The 17,637-nt window shown below is 71.9% G+C and carries 16 protein-coding genes; 7 read left to right on the forward strand and 9 right to left on the reverse strand.

Features of this window, described 5'->3' with window-relative positions:
* Positions 1–2: 2 nt before the first annotated feature.
* Together OG389_RS24060 and OG389_RS24065 are read right to left on the reverse strand one after the other, a co-directional pair.
* Positions 3–1,265, reverse strand: coding sequence for a PTS transporter subunit EIIC (locus tag OG389_RS24060; RefSeq protein ID WP_328300517.1), 1,263 nt, complete (start codon positions 1,263–1,265; stop codon positions 3–5).
* Positions 1,266–1,540: 275 nt separating this feature from the next.
* Positions 1,541–2,740: an MFS transporter gene (locus OG389_RS24065; RefSeq protein ID WP_328300518.1), complete on the reverse strand. Its 1,200-nt coding sequence runs from the start codon at positions 2,738–2,740 to the stop codon at positions 1,541–1,543.
* Between OG389_RS24065 and OG389_RS24070 the strand changes: the two genes are divergently transcribed.
* Positions 2,739–2,861, forward strand: a complete 123-nt coding sequence (locus tag OG389_RS24070) for a hypothetical protein (protein WP_328300519.1) — start codon at positions 2,739–2,741, stop codon at positions 2,859–2,861. The genes OG389_RS24065 and OG389_RS24070 overlap by 2 nt on opposite strands.
* On the opposite strand, the gene OG389_RS24075 is transcribed toward OG389_RS24070, so the two are convergent.
* The 5 genes from OG389_RS24075 to OG389_RS24095 all read right to left on the reverse strand — a co-directional run bounded on the left by OG389_RS24075 (position 2,862) and on the right by OG389_RS24095 (position 7,688).
* A complete protein-coding gene (locus OG389_RS24075) occupies positions 2,862–3,329 on the reverse strand; it encodes a nitroreductase/quinone reductase family protein (RefSeq protein ID WP_328300520.1) in 468 nt (155 codons plus the stop codon).
* A 166-nt stretch (positions 3,330–3,495) separates the two neighbouring features.
* Positions 3,496–3,681 carry a hypothetical protein gene (locus OG389_RS24080; RefSeq protein WP_328300521.1) on the reverse strand — a complete coding sequence of 62 codons (186 nt, stop codon included), beginning with the start codon at positions 3,679–3,681 and terminating at the stop codon, positions 3,496–3,498.
* Positions 3,682–3,748: 67 nt separating this feature from the next.
* Complete coding sequence (locus OG389_RS24085) at positions 3,749–4,756, reverse strand: YdcF family protein (RefSeq protein ID WP_328300522.1); 1,008 nt, start codon at positions 4,754–4,756, stop codon at positions 3,749–3,751.
* A 63-nt stretch (positions 4,757–4,819) separates the two neighbouring features.
* Positions 4,820–6,406, reverse strand: a complete 1,587-nt coding sequence (locus OG389_RS24090) for an N-acyl-D-amino-acid deacylase family protein (protein ID WP_328300523.1) — start codon at positions 6,404–6,406, stop codon at positions 4,820–4,822.
* 4 nt (positions 6,407–6,410) lie between these two features.
* On the reverse strand, positions 6,411–7,688 hold the full coding sequence (locus OG389_RS24095) for an amino acid deaminase (RefSeq protein ID WP_328300525.1): 1,278 nt from the start codon (positions 7,686–7,688) through the stop codon (positions 6,411–6,413).
* Positions 7,689–7,836: 148 nt separating this feature from the next.
* Between OG389_RS24095 and OG389_RS24100 the strand changes: the two genes are divergently transcribed.
* The 3 genes from OG389_RS24100 to OG389_RS24110 all read left to right on the forward strand — a co-directional run bounded on the left by OG389_RS24100 (position 7,837) and on the right by OG389_RS24110 (position 11,045).
* Entirely contained in the window at positions 7,837–8,607 is a 771-nt protein-coding gene (locus OG389_RS24100) for an IclR family transcriptional regulator (RefSeq protein ID WP_328300526.1), read from the forward strand.
* Entirely contained in the window at positions 8,604–9,011 is a 408-nt protein-coding gene (locus tag OG389_RS24105; RefSeq protein WP_328300527.1) for a RidA family protein, read from the forward strand. The genes OG389_RS24100 and OG389_RS24105 overlap by 4 nt, the downstream gene beginning before the upstream one ends.
* A 216-nt stretch (positions 9,012–9,227) precedes the next feature.
* Positions 9,228–11,045 carry a serine/threonine-protein kinase gene (locus tag OG389_RS24110; protein WP_328300528.1) on the forward strand — a complete coding sequence of 606 codons (1,818 nt, stop codon included), beginning with the start codon at positions 9,228–9,230 and terminating at the stop codon, positions 11,043–11,045.
* Positions 11,046–11,141: 96 nt separating this feature from the next.
* On the opposite strand, the gene OG389_RS24115 is transcribed toward OG389_RS24110, so the two are convergent.
* Positions 11,142–12,479 carry a M14 family metallopeptidase gene (locus tag OG389_RS24115; RefSeq protein WP_328300529.1) on the reverse strand — a complete coding sequence of 446 codons (1,338 nt, stop codon included), beginning with the start codon at positions 12,477–12,479 and terminating at the stop codon, positions 11,142–11,144.
* Positions 12,480–12,607: 128 nt separating this feature from the next.
* Positions 12,608–14,302: a chitinase gene (locus tag OG389_RS24120; protein WP_328300530.1), complete on the reverse strand. Its 1,695-nt coding sequence runs from the start codon at positions 14,300–14,302 to the stop codon at positions 12,608–12,610.
* Positions 14,303–14,676: 374 nt separating this feature from the next.
* Here OG389_RS24120 and OG389_RS24125 point away from each other — a divergent pair, with 374 nt between their 5' ends.
* From OG389_RS24125 to OG389_RS24135, 3 genes are read left to right on the forward strand one after another with little or no spacing between them, the layout of a single operon-like run.
* Positions 14,677–15,585, forward strand: coding sequence for a hypothetical protein (locus OG389_RS24125; RefSeq protein ID WP_328300531.1), 909 nt, complete (start codon positions 14,677–14,679; stop codon positions 15,583–15,585).
* Between the two features lie 39 nt (positions 15,586–15,624).
* Positions 15,625–16,326: a Flp pilus assembly protein CpaB gene (cpaB, locus tag OG389_RS24130; RefSeq protein WP_328300532.1), complete on the forward strand. Its 702-nt coding sequence runs from the start codon at positions 15,625–15,627 to the stop codon at positions 16,324–16,326.
* A 7-nt stretch (positions 16,327–16,333) separates the two neighbouring features.
* Positions 16,334–17,635 (forward strand): AAA family ATPase, encoded by a 1,302-nt coding sequence (locus tag OG389_RS24135; protein ID WP_328300533.1) that lies wholly within the window; start codon positions 16,334–16,336, stop codon positions 17,633–17,635.
* The last annotated feature ends 2 nt before the right edge of the window (positions 17,636–17,637 follow it).

Below are 17,637 nucleotides of genomic sequence, written 5' to 3' on the forward strand. Positions count from 1 at the left end.
GGTTACTTCGCCTCGGCCTTCAGGATCTCGGCGAGCTCCTCGTCGGACTCGCGGCCCGGGGTGGGGAGGTTCCACTTGGTGATCGCGAAGCGGAAGATGAAGTAGTAGAGCGCCGCGAAGCAGAGCCCGATGCCGGCCAGCCCCCACGGGTTGGACGCGATGCCGAGGTTGAGGAAGAAGTCGATCGCGCCGGCCGAGAAGCCGAAGCCGTCCTTCATTCCGAGCGCCCAGGTCAGGGCCATGGAGACACCGGTCAGGACAGCGTGGATCGCGTAGAGGACCGGGGCGATGAACATGAAGGTGAACTCGATCGGCTCGGTGATGCCCGTGACGAAGGCGGTGAGCGCGAGGGAGAACATCATGCCGCCGACGACCTTGCGGCGCTCGGGGCGGGCGCAGTGGACGATCGCGAGGCAGGCCGCCGGGAGGGCGAACATCATGATCGGGAAGAAGCCGGTCATGAACTGTCCGGCGCTCGGGTCACCGGCGAGGAAGCGGGCGATGTCGCCGTGGGCGCCGTTGTACTCACCGGCCTGGTACCACGGGAAGGAGTTGATCAGGTGGTGCATGCCGACGGGGATCAGCCCGCGGTTGACGACACCGAAGATGCCCGCGCCGACGGCGCCGGAGTTCACCAGCCACTCGCCGAGGCCGTGGATGCCCTTGCCGAGCACCGGCCAGATGAGACCGAAGACGATGCCGATGACCAGACCCGCGAAGGAGGACAGGATCGGGACGAGGCGGCGGCCACCGAAGAAGCCCGCCCAGTCGGGCAGCTTGGTCCGGTAGAACTTCTGGTACAGCAGGGCGACGACGATACCCATGACGACGCCGCCGAGTACGCCGGCGTTGACCGGGGCGTCGACCAGGGCGACCTTGTGGTCCACGACCGCCTCCACCTGCGGCACGCTGCCGTCGGTGAACTTGCCCAGCACGTTCGAGAAGACCACGTAGCCCGCGACGGCCGCGAGGCCGGTGGAGCCGTCGGACTTCTTGGCGAAGCCGACCGCGATGCCGACGGCGAAGAGCAGTGCCAGGTTGCTGAAGACCGCGTTGCCGCCGGCCGCCATGTACTTGGCGATCTCGTTCACCCAGCCCGGCAACGACTCGCTGCCCAGCATGTCGCCGTTGCCGAAGCGCATCAGGAGCGCGGCGGCGGGCAGCACGGCGATCGGCAGCATCAGGCTGCGGCCGAGGCGCTGCATGACCGCCATCACCGGGGAGCTCTTCTTGGCAGACGCGGCCGTCTGCTCGGCTGTACTCACGTTGCTTCCTCCAGAGGAAACGGGGTGTGTTGCCAAGCAGGCAGCGCTTGCGTGGGCTGGGGCAACAGCGAAGGGAATTGCGCCATTTGCGGCGCCGTGTTCCAGTTGTAACACGGTTAAAACCGCATAAACCCATGGTCGGACAGACTGTGGACCTTCGACCCGAAGGGTGGGGTCGCAAGCCCCGCGTGACGGGTGTCTTCCGGCGATGCCAGCGGGCCCGGGTACCTCCGCGCGCCCGCGGCGCGGTGCGCACCGGACGCGTACGACTTCGACTAGGCGGACGCGTTAGCGGTGGCGCCGGCCGCTTGCGGCTGCGGCCGCCCGGCCACGGCCGCCGGGTAGCGGCGCCCGGCCTCACGGTCGCGCCGCCACCACCAGAGCGCGCCGAGCACCACCGACGCGGCGCCCGCGCAGACGCCGACGGTCCGCACGTCCGAGACCACGAGCAGGCCGCCGAAGAGGGCGAGGGAGACGCGGGCCATCGCACCGTAGGTGGTCATGTGCAGGCTGGAGACGCGCCCGCGCACGGCCGCGGGGACGGTGGCCAGCAGGATGGTGGTGTCCAGCGCGATGACGACGCCGCTGGCCAGCCGCATCACGCCCAGCAGCGCGACGGCCGCGACCGGGTGCCCCGCGAGGAAGAAGGCGCCCCAGGCCAGCCCCTGGAACACGTAGGCCGCGGTGTACGCGGACAGGTGGCGGCGCACCGCGATCCTGGCGGCCAGCACCGTGCCGAGGATCACGGCGATCCCGTCCGTCACGTACAGCGCGCCCAGCACCGCGCCGCCGCCGCCCAGGCGGCCCGTGGCGTAGGCGGCGAGCAGGATGTCGTAGGCCCCGCCGATGCAGCCCCAGGCGATGCCGATCCAGACGACGGAGCGTGCCAGCGGCAGAACGCGCAGCACCCGCAGCCCCGCCGTCAGTTCCTTGCGCAGCGGTTCGCGGGCCGCCCCGCGCTCCCGGACGGGCTCCGCGGGCTCCGCGTGCGGGAGCGGCCGCCGGGTCTGTGCCAGCAGCGGTACGGCGGCCAGGACCTGCAGCGCGCACGCGACGGCCATGGCACCGGCCGGGTTCCAGCCGGCCAACACGCCCCCGAGCGAGGCGCCGACGACGGTCATCGTTCCGGAGACGGAGCCCAGCCGGGCATTGGCGGCGGGCCGGGACTCAGGCGGCACGATCCCGTACAGCCACTGCTGGCGGGCCGGCGGCCAGAGGGTGTTGCCGAGACCCTGGAGCCCGTAGAGCGCGGCGGTGATCCAGATGCCGTGGTCCAGGAAGAACGCCATGCCCAGGACGCAGGCGGCCTGGGCGACCATGGATCCGACGGCCAGGAGCCGTACGTCGAACCGGTCCGCGAGGGCGCCCGCCACCAGCATGAACGCCAGCGCGGGCAGGGTCCCGACGAGTTCGACGGCCGCCAGTACGGCGGGCGAGGAGTCCCGCAGCACCTGGATGAACAGGCTGATCTGCATGACCCAGGTCGACCCCGAGGACAGGGCGCTCGCCGTCCAAAGCCTGGCCGTGCCGCGGTCGTTGGCGGGGAGCGCGATCATGAAGGAATTTGATCACATCGCGCGGGCCCTGGCCGCCTGATCAGCGGTCGATGATGACCAGGGGGATCTCCCGGGGGGCGACCGCCGCCTGCTGGTCCTCGAAGGCGGGCCACAGGGCGGTCATGACCTCCCAGTACGTCTCCCGCTCCAGCGCGGTCGCGGTGCGGGCGCGGGCCTGCGCGGTCAGCGCGCCGACCTGGAGGCGGACCTCAGGGCAGGCGGTGATGTCGCGGTACCAGGAGGGGATGCCCTCGACGCCTTCGGCGGAGGTCGCCAGGACGATGTGCCGGCCCTCGTCCCTCCCGTAGATCAGCGGGGTGCGGACGGGCCGGCCGGAGAGCCGGTCGAGGGTGGTCAGCAGCAGCGTCGGGACACCGTGCCAGAGGTGCCCGTCGGCGCCGGAGGAGTCCACGTACGCGCGTACGTGCGCGAGGCGCCGGCCGGGCGGCGGGTCGGCCGGGTGGTCCCAGTCGACGGGGGTGCGGGAGGGGGTACCGGTGGTCAGCATCGTGCGTCGTCCTTCGGATCGGCCCCCCGCGCGGCTAACGAGCATCCACCGATTCTGGATGCGCGCTTCCCGTGGCGCACCTGGGGCGGGGCGGGCCGCGCGGCCGCTGTGCGCGGGCCGCCCCGGCCCGCCCGCCCCGTCTTCCGGTCCAGTCTTCCGGTCCCGCCTACGGGAGGTAGCGTTCGAGCGCCTTCGCGCCCTCCTTCTCGATCAGCTTGCGAGCCTTCTCGACCCGCTCCGGAGTCGGGTCCTGGCCGCGTGCCATCACGAGGTCCTCAGGGTCGTACGCGCGCTCGGAACCCGTGTAGAGGTGGGCCGGGCGCTGGGGCTGCTGGTCCGATTCACTGTCCATCGCTACCTCCTGCGGTGTCCCCCTGGCCCCATCCTCCGGCCGTGCCCCCATGAACGCACGTCGGCGCTCAGGCCGACAGCGCCAGCGCCGCCGTCAGGGCGACGATGCCGCCGCAGATGCTGAGGTTGACGGTCCGGTGCTCCCAGAACACCGCCGCGAACTCGCGGATCGTCGCGCTCGGCCAGAAGTACCTCGCGGTCGGCGAGCCCAGTACCTGCCCGTTGACCCCCGCCTTGCGGGCCATCATCGCGGCGCGGAAGGCGTGGAAGTTGTTGGTGACGACCACGCAGCGGTAGGAGGGATCGCCCGTCTCCATGACCGTCCGGCAGAACTGGAGGTTCTCCTCCGTCGTGCGGGAGCGGTCCTCCAGCCGCAGGTGCTCCGCGGGCACCCCCTCGGCGATCAGCCAGTCGGCCATCGCCCGCGCCTCCGCGAGCTTCTCGTCGGTGCCCTTGCCCCCCGAGGTGAGGAGCAGCGGCACCCGCCCGCCCCGGGCGATCTGCGCATCGTGGATCTGCCGGCCCTTGCGCAGCCGCGAGGCCAGCAGCGGCGGGACCCGGTCGCCGCCGACGAGCCCGGAGCCGAGCATCACCACGTAGTCGACGTCACCGCGCACCTTGATCCGGCCGTAGAGGTAGGCGTAGGCGAGGAAGCAGAGGAAGAGGAAGGAGACGTAGGCGACGAGGAGGACCACGCCGACCAGTACGGCGTCCAGGGCCGGCGGTCCGGTGTTGGCCGTCACGAGGACGAACGCCGCGAGGAGGAAGATCCCGACGCCCGCGCCGAAGGACAGCAGGTTGCCCGGGCTGCGGCCCTCCTTGCGGACCATCGTCAGACCGTTGCCGATCAGGAAGACGCCGAGCGCGAGCGTGCCGACCACGGGCACCAGCAGGACCAGCGCGACCAGGGCCGTGGCGAGCGGGTGCGGCAGGAACGTGATCTGGGACAGCAGTCCCACGGAGGTGAATATGAAGGTGAGACCCAGGTAGACCGCGTTGCGAAAACGCCGTCGGTCTTCCCGGACGCTCACCCCGAAGAGGAGGAGGAAGAGGGCGGCGGGGACGAAGGCGAGCATGTCGCCCATCGTAGGCGTCGGGGGTCGGACGGCAAGATCCGGAAGAGCCGGCCCAGGGCGGGCTCAGCGGCCGCCGTGCGGTGTGCGACGGACGGCCCGCCCGGCGAGGACGTCCGTCCTGCGGCCGTCCCGCATGACGAATCGGCCGTCGATCAGGACGTACGGGATCCCGGCCGGCTTCGCGCGCGGGCGCTCGTAGGTGGACCCGGCCGCGACCGTCAGCGGATCGAAGAGGACCAGGTCGGCCCGGTGGCCGACGCGCACCAGCCCCCGGTCCGGCAGCCGCAGGCGGGCGGCGGGGCGGCCGGAGAGGTGGGCGACGCACTCCTCCAGGGAGAGGACACCCAGCTCGCGCACGTAGTGCCCGAGGTAGTGCGGGAAGGTGCCGTAGGCCCGCGGATGCGGTTTCGCGCCCTGCAGGATGCCGTCCGAGCCGCCCGTGTGGACCGGGTGGCGCATGATCGCCCGTACGTTCTCCTCGTGCCCGACGTGCTGCAGGATGCTCGGGCCGAGCCGGTCGGCCAGCAGCAGCCGCCGGGCGCTCTCCCAGTCGCGCAGGCGCGTGCCGACGTACGCCCCGTGGGCCGGGTCCGTGGTCCCGGCGATCTCGATCGTCGACCAGTCGACGGGAACCCCGTGGCAGCCGTCGGCGCCCTCCACCTCCAGCGCGTAGCGGATCCGCTCGGCCTCGGCGTCGTCGCGCAGCCGGGCGAGGACCGCGTCGGGCCCACCCTCGCCCGCCCAACTGGGCAGCAGGGCGACCAGGGTGGTGCAGCCGGGGGTGTACGGGTAGCTGTCGAGGGTGATGTCGGCCCCGCCGGCCAGGGCCTCGTCGAGGAGGGCGAGCAGCTCGGGGGCCCGGCCCTCGTTCTCGCCGAAGTTCATCGTGGCGTGCGCGAGGTGCAGCGCGCAGCCGGCCTCCCGGGTCAGCTCGACCATCTCGGCGTAGGCGGCGAGCGCGCCGCGGCCGTACGAACGGTGGTGCGGGCAGTAGTAGCCCCCGTAGCGCGCGACGACGCGGCACAGCTCGCTCAGCTCGGCGCCGGACGCGTACATGCCCGGGGTGTAGGTGAGGCCGGAGGACATGCCGACGGCGCCCTGCGCGAGCCCTTCGGCGACCAGGGCGCGCATCCGGTCGAGCTCGGCGGGGGTCGCGGGGCGGTCGTCCCAGCCGACGACGTGGGCGCGCACGGTGCCCTGGGGGACGAGGTAGGCGGCGTTGACGGCGATGCCCTGCGCGTCGAGCCGGTCCAGGTACCCGCCGACCGTGCGCCAGTCGAAGTCGATGTCCTCGCCCGTGCCGTTCCAGCCGGCGATGGCGGCCCGCACCTGGGTCAGCGTGCGGTCGTCGGCGGGGGCGTAGGACAGGCCGTCCTGGCCGAGGACTTCGAGGGTCACGCCCTGCGCGGCCTTGGCGCTGTGGTCCGGATCCCGGAGCAGGGCGAGGTCGCTGTGGGCGTGCATGTCGATGAAGCCCGGGGCGAGGACGAGGCCGTGGGCGTCCAGGGTCCGCCGACCGCCGCCGATCCGGGCGCCCCCGCCCTCCCCGGCGATCGCGGCGACGCGACCCTCGTGGATCCCGACGTCTGCGGTGTACGAGGGCCCGCCCGTGCCGTCGACGACGCGGGCCCCGCGGATGACCAGGTCCATGGGTCTAGAAGAACGTCCGGACGTACTCGGTGACCGTGCCGTCGGCCTCCACGACCGGGATCAGCGGCCACTTCTCGAAGATGGTGCACGGGTGGGACATGCCGAGCGCCACCCAGTCGCCGACCTCCAGGTCCCCGGCGGAGTCCGTCTCCAGCCAGGCGTGCTGGTCGGAGAGCTTGACGACGCGGACGCCCGGAGCGGGGCGCTCGGCCCCGCTGAGGGGGTCGCGCACGAGCTCGACCTCGGGCAGGCCCAGGTCGTAGGCGATGTCGCGCTTGCCGGCGTTGACGAACGCCTGGGTGGGGGAGGGACGGGAGACGACCTGCGCCCAGAGCCGGAACGCGGGGCGCAGTCCGCCCTCCTCGGGGATCCGGTTGAAGGGGGTCAGTCGGGTGTACCAGCCGTGGTCGTGGGAGACGTACGCGCCCGAGCGCAGCAGCCGCAGCGTCGGCCGGGACAGCTCCGGGAGCTCGGCGAAGACGTCGGCGACGGCGTCGAACCAGGCGGAGCCGCCGGCGCTGACGACGATCTCGTCCGCGGCGGCGAACCGGCCGGCCTTGTCGAACTCGGCGGCCAGTCCGGTCAGCCGGCGCAGGTACGCGTGCACGGAGTCCGGATCGGCGCCGGGCACCTCGGCCTCGTACCCGGCGATGCCGACCAGGCGCAGGGTGGCCGTGCCCGCCACGGCGTCGGCGACGGCCCGGCAGTCCTCGTCGGTACGGGCCCCGGTGCGGGCGCCCTCGCCGGCGCCGAGCTCGACGACCACGTCGACCCGCTGGGACTGCCCCTGGAGGGCCCGGTCCATCAGCTGGACCCCGCGCACGGAGTCCACGTAGCAGACGAACCGGAAGCCGGGGTCCGCGGCGAGCTCGGCGGCGACCCAGCGCAGGGCGGCGGCGTCGACGAGCTCGTTGGCGAGGAAGATGCGCTGGATGCCGAACGCGCGGTAGACGCGGGCCTGGTGGGGGACGGCGGCGGTGATGCCCCAGGCGCCCCGGTCGAGCTGACGGTGGAACAGCTGGGGGGCCATGCAGGTCTTGCCGTGCGGGGCGAAGGCGAGGCCGTGCCGCTCGGCGTAGCTGCCGAGGGCGGCGAGGTTGTGGCTCAGTGCGTCGGCGTCGAGGGTGAGGACGGGCGTGGTGAACCCGCCGGTGTGCAGGTTGCGCCGCTCGGCGGCGAGCTGCCCGACGGTGAGGCCCGCGTGCCCGGCGTCCGGGGGGAGCCCCTTGAACCGGTGGTCCACCGGCTCGTCGGCGAGGGCCTGGACGGGGTCACTGGGCATGTGTGTGCCTCCCGGGGCATTGCGTCCACCGCAACGGACGTTGCGCGTGTTGCTGCATGCTGTCTAACATCCCGGGTGACGGCGGGTCAACGGGCCCTCGGCACCCGGAGGACGGCACCCGGAGGACGGCGACTCGGAGGTACGTGGCGTGAGCCAGTCGGTGGAGCGGGCGCTCCGGATCCTGCCGGCCCTGGCCAAGGGGCCGGCCGGACTCGGCGAAGTCGCCGAGGAGCTCGGCGTGCACAAGAGCACCGCGCTGCGGCTGCTGCGGACCCTGCACGAACACGGCTTCGTCTACCGGCAGGGCGACGGGCGCTACCGGCTCGGAGCCGCCCTCTTCGCCCTGGCCGCCGAGTCCGTCGAGAACCTCGACGTGCGCGACATCGCGCATCCGCACCTCCTGGAGCTGAACCGGGCGACCGGGCACACCGTGCACCTCGCCCTCCACCAGGACGACGAGGTCGTCTACGTGGACAAGGTCGACAGCCGCTACCCGGTGCGGATGTACTCCCGCATCGGCCGTCCCGTCCCCCTCACGGTCGCCGCCGTGGCGAAGCTGCTCATCGCCGATCTGCCGGAGGAGGAGCGCCGGGCCCTCGCGCGGCGCATCGAGTACCCCGCCTACACCTCCCGCTCGACCCCGGACGCGGACGCCTACCTGCGCGAACTGGAACTCGTACGCGAACAGGGGTGGGCCACCGATCTCGGTGGGCACGAGGAAGCGCTGAACTGCCTCGCCGCCCCCGTCCGCGGCCCCGGTGGACGCGTGGTCGCCGCGATGTCCGTCTCCGCCCCCGGAGTGGTCCTCTCCGCCGAGGGACTGCTCGAACTGCTCCCGCTCGTACGCCGGACCGCCGATGCCATCGGCCGCGAGTATTCAGGCTCGGACCCCGAACAGGAAGACAGGAACCGGTCATGACCGAAAAGATCGCGATCACTCCCGACACCCACACCGCGCCGCCCGCGAAGTTCTCGCACGGCGTGCGCAAGGGCAACATCCTCCAGGTGGCCGGCCAGGTCGGCTTCCTCCCGCACGTGGACGGGCAGCCGCCCACCGCGGCCGGTCCGACCCTGCGCGAGCAGACGCTCCAGACGCTGGAGAACGTCCGCTCCGTCCTGGAGGCGGGCGGCGCGACCTGGGACGACGTGATGATGCTGCGCGTCTACCTCACGGACACCAGCCACTTCGAGGAGATGAACGGCATCTACAACACCTACTTCGAGGAGCAGGGCCTCAAGGAGGCCCCGTCCGCCCGCACCACCGTGTACGTGGGCCTCCCGGGCGACCTGCTGATCGAGATCGACGCCCTCGCGGTCCTCTAGGGCCTGTCGTCGAACTCCCGTCCGCCGCACGACGACAGGCCCTGGTCCCCGGCCCCGACCGCCCGTTGACCGGTGTCCGTCGCCCGGCGCACCCGGTCCCCGGCTCCGTGCCCCGGATCGGAGTGCGCCGGGCAGCCCGGGCATTGGGTACCCTCTCGGGTGACTTCGGGGCGTGTCGGCAGGAGCTGGACCGCCGTTGACAGGGGATGGTTCCGCATGGGCAGCGCACCTTCGGCCGGCTTCTTCCAACCGCTCAAGGCGGACGACCCGGCCGTGGTGGGCGGCTACCGCCTGGCGGCGGTGCTCGGCGCGGGCGGCATGGGCAAGGTGTACCTCTCCTACACGCCGGGCGGCCGGCCCATCGCCATCAAGGTGATCCGGTCTGAGTTCGGCGAGGACCCCGAGTTCCGGCGGCGCTTCCAGCAGGAGGTGCGGTCCGCCGAGCGGGTCCAGGGCCTCTACACCGCGCCGGTCATCGATTCCGACACCGAGGGCTCCCAGCCCTGGCTGGCCACGGCCTACGTGCCCGGCCCCTCGCTCGCGCACGCCGTGGCCGAGCACGGTGCGCTGCCGCCGCGCAGCGTCCTGCTGCTGACCGTCGGGGTCGCGGAGGCGCTGACCGTCATCCACGGCGCGGGCATCGTCCACCGCGACCTGAAGCCCGCCAACGTCCTCCTGGCTTCCGACGGCCCGCGCGTCATCGACTTCGGCATCGCCCGCGCGGCCGACAGCACTGCCCTGACCAGCACCGGCGTCAGCATCGGCACTCCGGCGTTCATGGCGCCCGAACAGGCGTCGGCGGGTACGGTCACCCCGGCCACCGACGTCTTCGCCCTCGGCCAGATCGCCGCCTTCGCGGCGACCGGGTCGTCCGTCTACGGCGACGGGCCCTCGCACGCGGTGCTCTACCGGATCGTGCACGAGGCCCCCGACCTCAGCGGGCTGCCCGAGGAGCTGCGGCCCGTGGTGACCCGCTGCCTCAGCCGCGACCCGGCCGACCGCCCGACGCTGACCGAGATCATCGAGCTGTGCAACGCGGCCTCCGCCGAACCGCTGCGCCAGGGCGAGGACTGGCTGCCGCGGGCGGTCGCCGGTTCCCTCACCGAGCGGCGGCAGCAGTTGCCCGCACCGGCCCCCACTCCGCCGCCGCAGCAGCAGCCGCAGTCGTACACGCCGACCGCCCTGTCCGCCGAGCCCCCGCACGCGGCGCCCACGCAGGCCGCCCCGGCGCAGCCCGCGCCGGGTACGGTGCCGCCCGGCTACCGGACGCCGCCGCCGAACGCACCGCAGCCGCACACGCCGCCTCCGTACCCCCAGCCCGCGTACCCCCAGCCCACCTATCCCCAGCCCTCGTACGCCCAGCCCACGTACGCGCCGGGCCACGCCGCACCGCAGCCCTTCCACGCCCCGGGAACGGGATTCGCGCCGGCTCCGCGGCCCCGGCCCAGGCGGACCGGGCTGATCGTCGCCGGGGCGGTCGTGGCCGCGGTCATCGGGCTCGCGGTCATCGGGTCCCTGCTGCCGGACTCCGGCAAGGGCGGTACGTCCGGGAAGCCCGGCAGCACCTCGGGCGGGAGCAACTCGGCCGGCGGGAGCAAGAAGCCGGCCGACCCGCAGCCGGTCTCGTACCAGGGCATCGACGTGCCCCAGAACTACCAGCTGATGCTCGCCGACAACCCGCCGCGCCCCGCCGAGGACCCGAGCGGAGCCGGTGTGAGCTACGGGCACGCGGACCTCTACTACTACCGGGACACCCTGTTCGGCGACGAGAGGTTCGGCAGCGACAACGGGAAGCTGGTCCTGCTGAACAACTCGGAGAAGGGCTCGCTGGAAACCTGCCGCGCCGTCACCCGCTTCACCGAGAAGCTCGGGCTCGACCAGCTCACGGACGGGTCGCAGGTCTGCGTGCTGAGCAAGGCCGGGCACATCGCGGTGGCGACCTTCCGCGGCAGGAAGGGCGGCAAGGAGGAGACCAGGTACATCACCGTCGACATCACGGTCTGGCGCAACGCCGGGGAAGCGAAGCAGGACTAGGCCCGGGGCCGGACGGCGGAGGGGCGCCCCCCTGGCGGTGGGGCGCCCCGGTGCGGACCGGTTCATGGGCAGCCGGCCGGACGCGGTCCTACCCGGCTAGGCGCAGTACTGCGCCTCCTTGCCGATCGAGCGGTACATGCAGTCCGCGTTCTCCAGCAGCTGGAGCACCGCGTCCTTGTTGCGCGCCGTCTCGCGGTCGATGACCTCGTCGGGCGGGTAGAAGCCGCTGCTCCCGGAGTCGGTCGGGTACATCTCGAAGGTGTAGGCGAAGATCTTCTGGTTGCCCCACAGCCAGTCGTCGATCGTCCCGTCGGTGATGTACAGGTCGCTCGACTGCTCCGGCGTGTAGCCGTTGCTGGCCGCCATGCTGGTGCCGATCTTCTTGTACACGGCCAGGTCGTCGGCGGTCAGCCCGGGCGCCGTGTCGTTGTACGTCCAACCGAACGGCCACAGCACGAGCTCGCTGTACGTGTGGAAGTCGATGGCGGCCTTGATCTGCTGCTTTCCGCCGACCACGCGGGTGCGCACGAAGTCCGAGACCACCTTGACCTCGGGTGCCGAGGCGGCGGCGGGGCCGCGGTAGGTCTCCGAGCTCTTGCTGGAGCTGGAGCCGCCGCAGCAGCCCCACTTGTAGTCCCAGTTGCGGTTCAGGTCGGTGCCCACGTACGAGGAGCCGCTGTTGGGCTGCCGGTTCTTGCGCCAGGACCGGTAGGAGCCGGAGGCGATGTCGTACTCGCCGCCGTCGGGGTTCAGGTCCGGGATGATCCAGATCTCGCGCCCGTTGACCATGTTCGTGATGCGCGAGTCGGTCCCGTACTTGGAGCCGAACTCCTTGAGCAGGTAGAGGGCCATCTCGACCGTGAGGTGCTCGCGGGCGTGCTGGTGGGCCGTGAAGAGGACCTCGGGCTCGGCCTCGTCGGTCGCGACGTTGTCGCTGATCTTGATGGCGACGAGGTCCCGGCCCTGGTACGACTTCCCGATGACCTGCTTGCTCATGATCGAGGGGTACTGGGCGATGCGCTGGTCGATCTCCGCGCTCGCCTCGGCGTAGTTGTGGTAGAGCGCGTCCTTCGACGGGAAGTCGTTGACCCCGGCGGTGACGCCGCGCCCGTCGGACCGGTCCGGCGGGCCGGCCAGGGCGGTGAGCTCGTAGCCGAGCGCGCGCAGGCTTCTGGCCTGCATGGTGTCGGCGCTGACGACGACCGAGCGCGCGTCCACCTCGTCGATCGAGGCGCCGGTACGGAGCAGGGCGGTGCGTTCGGCCGCCGTGGCCGGGCCCTGGATCTCGTACTGGACGATCGCCTCGTCCTGGGTGGCGGTCGAGGGGGCGGGGGGCGGGGTCGCCGACGCGCTCAGGCCGTAGGCGGGTGCGCCGAGGGCGAGCGCGAGAAGGGCCGCCGTGACGGCGGCCCTTCGGCGGTGGTGGAGCCGCATGCGTTCTCCTGGGTGGGAGTGTGGGGTAGCCGTGCGGACGCGCACAGCGTGCTCTTATGGCATGTCCGGGTCAAGAATCTGAAACCGGCCAACCGGCTGCCGGGCAGCCGCCCCCACACACCTACCTGTTACGGCAGGCTGTGGACCTTCGGACCCACCGCGTTGGACCAAGCGCTACCCGCCTTGGCGTCCCAGTTGGTCGACCAGGTCATCGCGCCGCGCAGCCCGGGGTAGGTCTTCGACGGCTTGAAGGTGCCGCAGCCGGCGCCCCTGGCCAGGCAGTCCAGCGCGTTGTTCACGACGGTCGGCGAGACGTAGCCGCTGCCCGCGCCGCTCGGGGAGGCCGGGACGCCGATACCCACCTGCGAGGGGTCGAGGCCGCCCTCCAGCTGGATGCAGGCCAGCGCGGTGAGGAAGTCCACCGAGCCCTGGGAGTAGACCTTGCCGTCGCAGCCGAGCATCGCGCCGCTGTTGTAGTACTGCATGTTGACGACGGTCAGGATGTCCTTCACCGCGAGCGCCGTCTTGAAGTAGCCGCCCTGTGTCGACTGCATGTCGATGGTCTGTGGGGCCATGGTGAGGACGAAGGAGGAGCCGGCCCTGGTCGCCAGGGAGCGCAGCGCCTGGGTCATGTAGGTCGGGTTCAGGCCGTTCTCCAGGTCGATGTCGATTCCGCTGAAGCCGTATTCCTGCATCAGTGCGTACGCGGAGTTCGCGAGGTTGTTCGCGGACGCCGAGTCGGACACCGTGATGGTGCCCTTCTCGCCGCCGATGGAGAGGACGACGGACTTGCCGGCCGCCTTCTTCGCGGCGATATCGGCCTTGAACTGGGCGACCGTGTAGCCGCCGAGGCCGGCCGAGTCCAGGTTGAAGGCGATGGCGCCGGGCGTGCTCGTGGCGTCGGCGAAGGAGACGGCGATGATGTCGTACTGCGCGGAGACGTCGGAGATCTTCTGGACGGTCGCGCCGTTGTTGAAGTTCTGCCAGTACCCGGTCAGCGCGTGCTTGGGCACCGAGGGATTCGGGTTGCCGCCCCCGCCGCTGGTGGTGGTGCCGGTGACGGCCGCGGACTTCGGGCCCTCGCCGGCCGCGTTGTACGCGCTCACCTGGAACGAGTACGAGGTCGCCGCGGCGAGTCCGGTGAGCTGGGCCGAGCCGCCCGTCACGGTCTGGACGCGGACACCGTCCTGATACACGTAATAGCCGGTGGCCCCGCTGACCGCGTTCCACGAAAGCGTGAGCCCGCTCGAGCTCTGGCCGGAAACGGCGGTGCCGGCCGGGGCGCCGGGAACGGTCGGCGCGGGGTCCGTACCGCCTCCCCCGTCGGGGCCGAAGACGCTGAACTCGTCGACGACGTAGCCGGGCTGGCCGTACCAGCCGTGCGTCCAGACGGTGACCTGGGTGGTGTTCGCGCCGGTGGTGAAGGTGGTGGACAGCTTCTGGAAGCCGCCGCCGGTGCCCGGGGTCCAGGTGGAGACGTCCTGGGTGCCGGTCCCGGTCGCGCCGAGGTACACGTACGAGCCGTTGACCTGCTCGCTCAGCGCGTACGTCGAATTCGGCTTGACCTTGACGACCTGGCTGCACTGGGCGTTGTCCTGGCCCGCCGGGGTGGCCTTGAGGGCGGCCGCTCCCGCGAAGACGGGCGAGGTGACGACGGCGCCGCTGCCGGAGGTGCACGTCCAGTTGGCGAGGCCGGACTCGAAGCCGCCGTTGCGGATCACGTTGACGTCGGCGGCCTGGGCGGTGCCGGCCGCGAGGGCGGTGAGGCCACCGGCGGCGAGGGTGACGGCGAGCGGAACGGCGAGGGAGCGTATGCGGTTCACGTGGGCTCCGGTGGGGGGAGTGGGGATGTGAGGGACGCGTTCTGAAGCCGATCGGGGGGATCGCGGGCCGATCGGAGGCAAGTGGGGTGCCTCGCAGCCAAGTTGGTCTAGTCCAATGTTCATGTCAAGAGTGTTTGCAATATGGCTTGAACCGATCGCGCTGCCGGTCGGCTTCCGCTCCTTGTTGTCCGTATTTCCCGCCACCTGTGACACGTGCTGACGGCACGGGAATCCGCAAGGCCCTGCCCTGTCAGGAAGGACGCGGATATGGTGCTGGGGCAAGGGGGAAGGGTGTTGATCGTTTGCGGTCGCGCAGCATGCGCGCACGCACGCCGGTCGGGGGAACGCCCGCGGAGCACCGGGTGAACGGGGGGATGCGCGTGCCGACCGCCATTGCTGTCACCAGCGCCGATCTGGTGCTGCCGGCCCCGGACCGGCACACTCCCGCCGCTGCCGTACTGCCGCCGCCGCACCAGCTCGACCTGGAGGGCGCACTCGCCCGGACGGCCGCACTGCTGGAGGCCCACGGGCACCTCGTGGTCCTCGTACCGGCCTGGCTCCCGGCCTCCGAGGTACGGCGCCTGCACACCGTTCGGGCCATCCTGGAAACCGACCGGATCGCGCTGGTCGACGTGGATCTCCCGCCGCTGGGAGCCGCCCTGCTGGTGCGTCAGCTGCGCCAGCTCAGCGTCTGCGACTTCAGCCCCGGCGTCCTTGCCTCCGCCGCCCGGCTGCTCGCCCACTACATCTACGCGGGCGCGCTGCTCGGCTCGGTCGCCAAACTGGACCGGGTCCCGGTCGGTCTCAAGGCACACGCCAGGTCCTGGGCGCCGAACGCGCAGTTCGCCGTCCTGGCGAACCCGGCTCCGTACCTGTTCAAACTCGGCTCGGGCTCGGGCGGCACCCACGGCGGCGGCGCGACGCTCCCCGCGGGACCGGAGTTCGCCACCCACCTCACCTTCGCCCGCGGCCAGCTCGCCTCCGACTGGGTGGTCTCCGAACTGGCCCCCGCCTGGAAGGTCCAGGGGGTCATGGAGAACCCGCTCCCGGCCGACTCGGCCGCCTGGTGGGCCACGCCGAAGCTCGTCGAGTTCGCCGCCGCCATCCCGGACCTGTCGGTCCTCTACCAGCTGGTCGCCTCGGTCCGCCGCGAGGAGTGCCGCTGGTGCGGCTTCGAACTCATCGGTGACCGCTGCGGCTTCTGCGCGGCGCCGCTCATCGCGCCGCCCCCGCCGGCGGCTCCCGCCGCACAGCTCCGCCCCAGATCCAGATCCAGACTCTGACCGCCCCGAACGATTGAAGAACGGCGAGGTAAGACGGCCATGAACTCACGCCAGCGTCGCGGCGTCATCCTGCTGGTCCTGTCGGTCCTGTGCGCACTCGCCGCCTTCGGCGGAGTCCTCGTGGTGATCGGCGACGTGAACTCCAAGGTCGGAGCAGAGGTCGTCGCGTACCGCGTGAAGAGCGACATAGCCCCGTACAGCACGCTGACGGCCGGCCAGTTCGAGCAGGTCACGGTCCCCAAGCGGTGGCTGTCGGACACCGCCGTCACCGACCTCGGCGCGCTCCGCGACAAGATGGCGCTCACCGCCCTGAAGAAGGGCTCGCTGCTTCAGAGCGACATGTTCGTCGACCGGCCGAAGCTGCAGGCCGGCGAGCAGGAGATCGCCATCATGATCGACGCCTCGACGGGCGTGGCGGGCAAGATCACCCCCGGCTCCAAGGTCAACATCCTGGGCACGTTCAAGAGCAAGAAGCCGACCGACCCCGACCTGTCCGTGGTCATGGTGGCCAACGCCCGCGTCATCAACGTCGGCAAGCTCACCCCCATCGACAAGGACAGCGACAAGAAGGGCACCGTCGAGTCCGTCCCGATCACCTTCGCCCTGAACACCAAGGACACCCAGCGCGTCGCGTACGCCGAGTCCTTCGCGGAGCACGTGCGCCTGGCCCTGGTGGCCCCCGGCACCGACTCGACGCCCAGCCCGAACGACCACTTCTACACCCTCGAAGGGGACAGGTGAGGTGCCGATGACCACCCGAATCCTCCCCGCGGTCGGCGACCCGGAAGCCGCCCGCGTCATCGCCACCCTCCTCAGCCAGCTCCCCGGCGCCGAGCCGGCCGCACCCGTCCCCGACTCCACGTTCCTGCTGGAGATGCTGGGCCGGCTCGCCACCGAGTCGATCGACGAACTGCCCGAGGTGGTCCTCGTACACGAGCGGATCGGTCCGCTCCCCGCCCTGGAACTCATCCGCGAAGTCGCCCTGCGCTTCCCGGCGGTCGGCGTCGTCCTGGTCACCTCCGACGCGAGCCCCGCGCTCTTCTCCGCCGCCATGGACTCGGGCGCGCGCGGCCTGGTGGGCCTCCCCCTCGCCTACGAGGAACTCGCCGCCCGCGTCCAGGCCGCCGCCCAGTGGTCCGTGGGCGTACGCCGCCACCTGGGCCGCAGCCCCGACCTGCCCACCGGCCCGGGCGGCCGGGTGGTCACGGTCAGCGGGGCCAAGGGCGGAGTCGGCGCCACCTTCGCGGCCGTGCAGTTCGCGCTGGCCGCGGCCGCCGCGGGCCGGCGTACGGCCCTGGTCGACATGGACCTCCAGGCCGGCGACATCGGCTCGTACCTCGACGTGCAGTTCCGCCGCTCCATCGCCGACCTCGCCGGCATCCAGGACATCTCGCCGCGCGTCCTGCAGGACGCGGTCTACGACGACCGCACGGGCCTGGCCCTGCTCCTGGCCCCGGCGGACGGCGAACGGGGCGAGGAGGTCGACGACCGCGCCGCCCGGCACGTGATCGCCGCCCTGCGCGCCCGCTACGAGCTCGTCGTCATCGACTGCGGCACCCAGGTGACCGGCGCCAACGCGGCGGCGGTGGAAACGGCGGACGTGGCGGTCCTGGTCACCACCCCGGACGTGGTCGCGGTACGGGCGGCCAAGCGGATGGTCCGGATGTGGGAACGGCTCCAGGTCCGGAAGGCGGAGGACACGGCGATGGTTGTCAACCGCTGGACCAAGCACACCGAGATCCAGCCCTCGCTGATCGAGAAGATCACGAAGGTCCGGGCGGTACGGACCCCCGTGCCGGCCGCCTTCAAGGAACTCCAGGCGGTCGTGGACGCGGGCCGGGTCCAGGACCTGGACAACCGCTCGACGGTGAAGCAGGCACTGTGGGCGGTGGCGGGGGAACTGGGCCTGCTGACACCCCTCGACGCGGAGCCCGCCACCACCGGCGAACCCGGCGCCGCCCTGGCCGTACGCTCCGGGCCGGTGGCCCGCCTGCGCGGCGGCGACCGCGGCGCCCTCGGCCCGTGGCTGCGCCGCGGCCGGGAGGGCTGAGC

This window comes from Streptomyces sp. NBC_00435, assembly GCF_036014235.1.
Lineage (GTDB): Bacteria > Actinomycetota > Actinomycetes > Streptomycetales > Streptomycetaceae > Streptomyces.

What these genes read in the sequence shown, in the direction of transcription:
- cpaB (WP_328300532.1), top strand. Translation starts at nt 15,625, where the DNA reads ATGAACTCACGCCAGCGTCGCGGCGTCATCCTGCTGGTCCTGTCGGTC.
- OG389_RS24075 (WP_328300520.1), bottom strand. Translation starts at nt 3,329, where the DNA reads ATGCTGACCACCGGTACCCCCTCCCGCACCCCCGTCGACTGGGACCAC.
- OG389_RS24125 (WP_328300531.1), top strand. Translation starts at nt 14,677, where the DNA reads ATGCGCGTGCCGACCGCCATTGCTGTCACCAGCGCCGATCTGGTGCTG.
- OG389_RS24105 (WP_328300527.1), top strand. Translation starts at nt 8,604, where the DNA reads ATGACCGAAAAGATCGCGATCACTCCCGACACCCACACCGCGCCGCCC.
- OG389_RS24080 (WP_328300521.1), bottom strand. Translation starts at nt 3,681, where the DNA reads ATGGACAGTGAATCGGACCAGCAGCCCCAGCGCCCGGCCCACCTCTAC.
- OG389_RS24135 (WP_328300533.1), top strand. Translation starts at nt 16,334, where the DNA reads ATGACCACCCGAATCCTCCCCGCGGTCGGCGACCCGGAAGCCGCCCGC.
- OG389_RS24070 (WP_328300519.1), top strand. Translation starts at nt 2,739, where the DNA reads ATGACCCAGGTCGACCCCGAGGACAGGGCGCTCGCCGTCCAAAGCCTG.
- OG389_RS24085 (WP_328300522.1), bottom strand. Translation starts at nt 4,756, where the DNA reads ATGCTCGCCTTCGTCCCCGCCGCCCTCTTCCTCCTCCTCTTCGGGGTG.
- OG389_RS24065 (WP_328300518.1), bottom strand. Translation starts at nt 2,740, where the DNA reads ATGCAGATCAGCCTGTTCATCCAGGTGCTGCGGGACTCCTCGCCCGCC.
- OG389_RS24095 (WP_328300525.1), bottom strand. Translation starts at nt 7,688, where the DNA reads ATGCCCAGTGACCCCGTCCAGGCCCTCGCCGACGAGCCGGTGGACCAC.
- OG389_RS24110 (WP_328300528.1), top strand. Translation starts at nt 9,228, where the DNA reads ATGGGCAGCGCACCTTCGGCCGGCTTCTTCCAACCGCTCAAGGCGGAC.
- OG389_RS24115 (WP_328300529.1), bottom strand. Translation starts at nt 12,479, where the DNA reads ATGCGGCTCCACCACCGCCGAAGGGCCGCCGTCACGGCGGCCCTTCTC.
- OG389_RS24090 (WP_328300523.1), bottom strand. Translation starts at nt 6,406, where the DNA reads ATGGACCTGGTCATCCGCGGGGCCCGCGTCGTCGACGGCACGGGCGGG.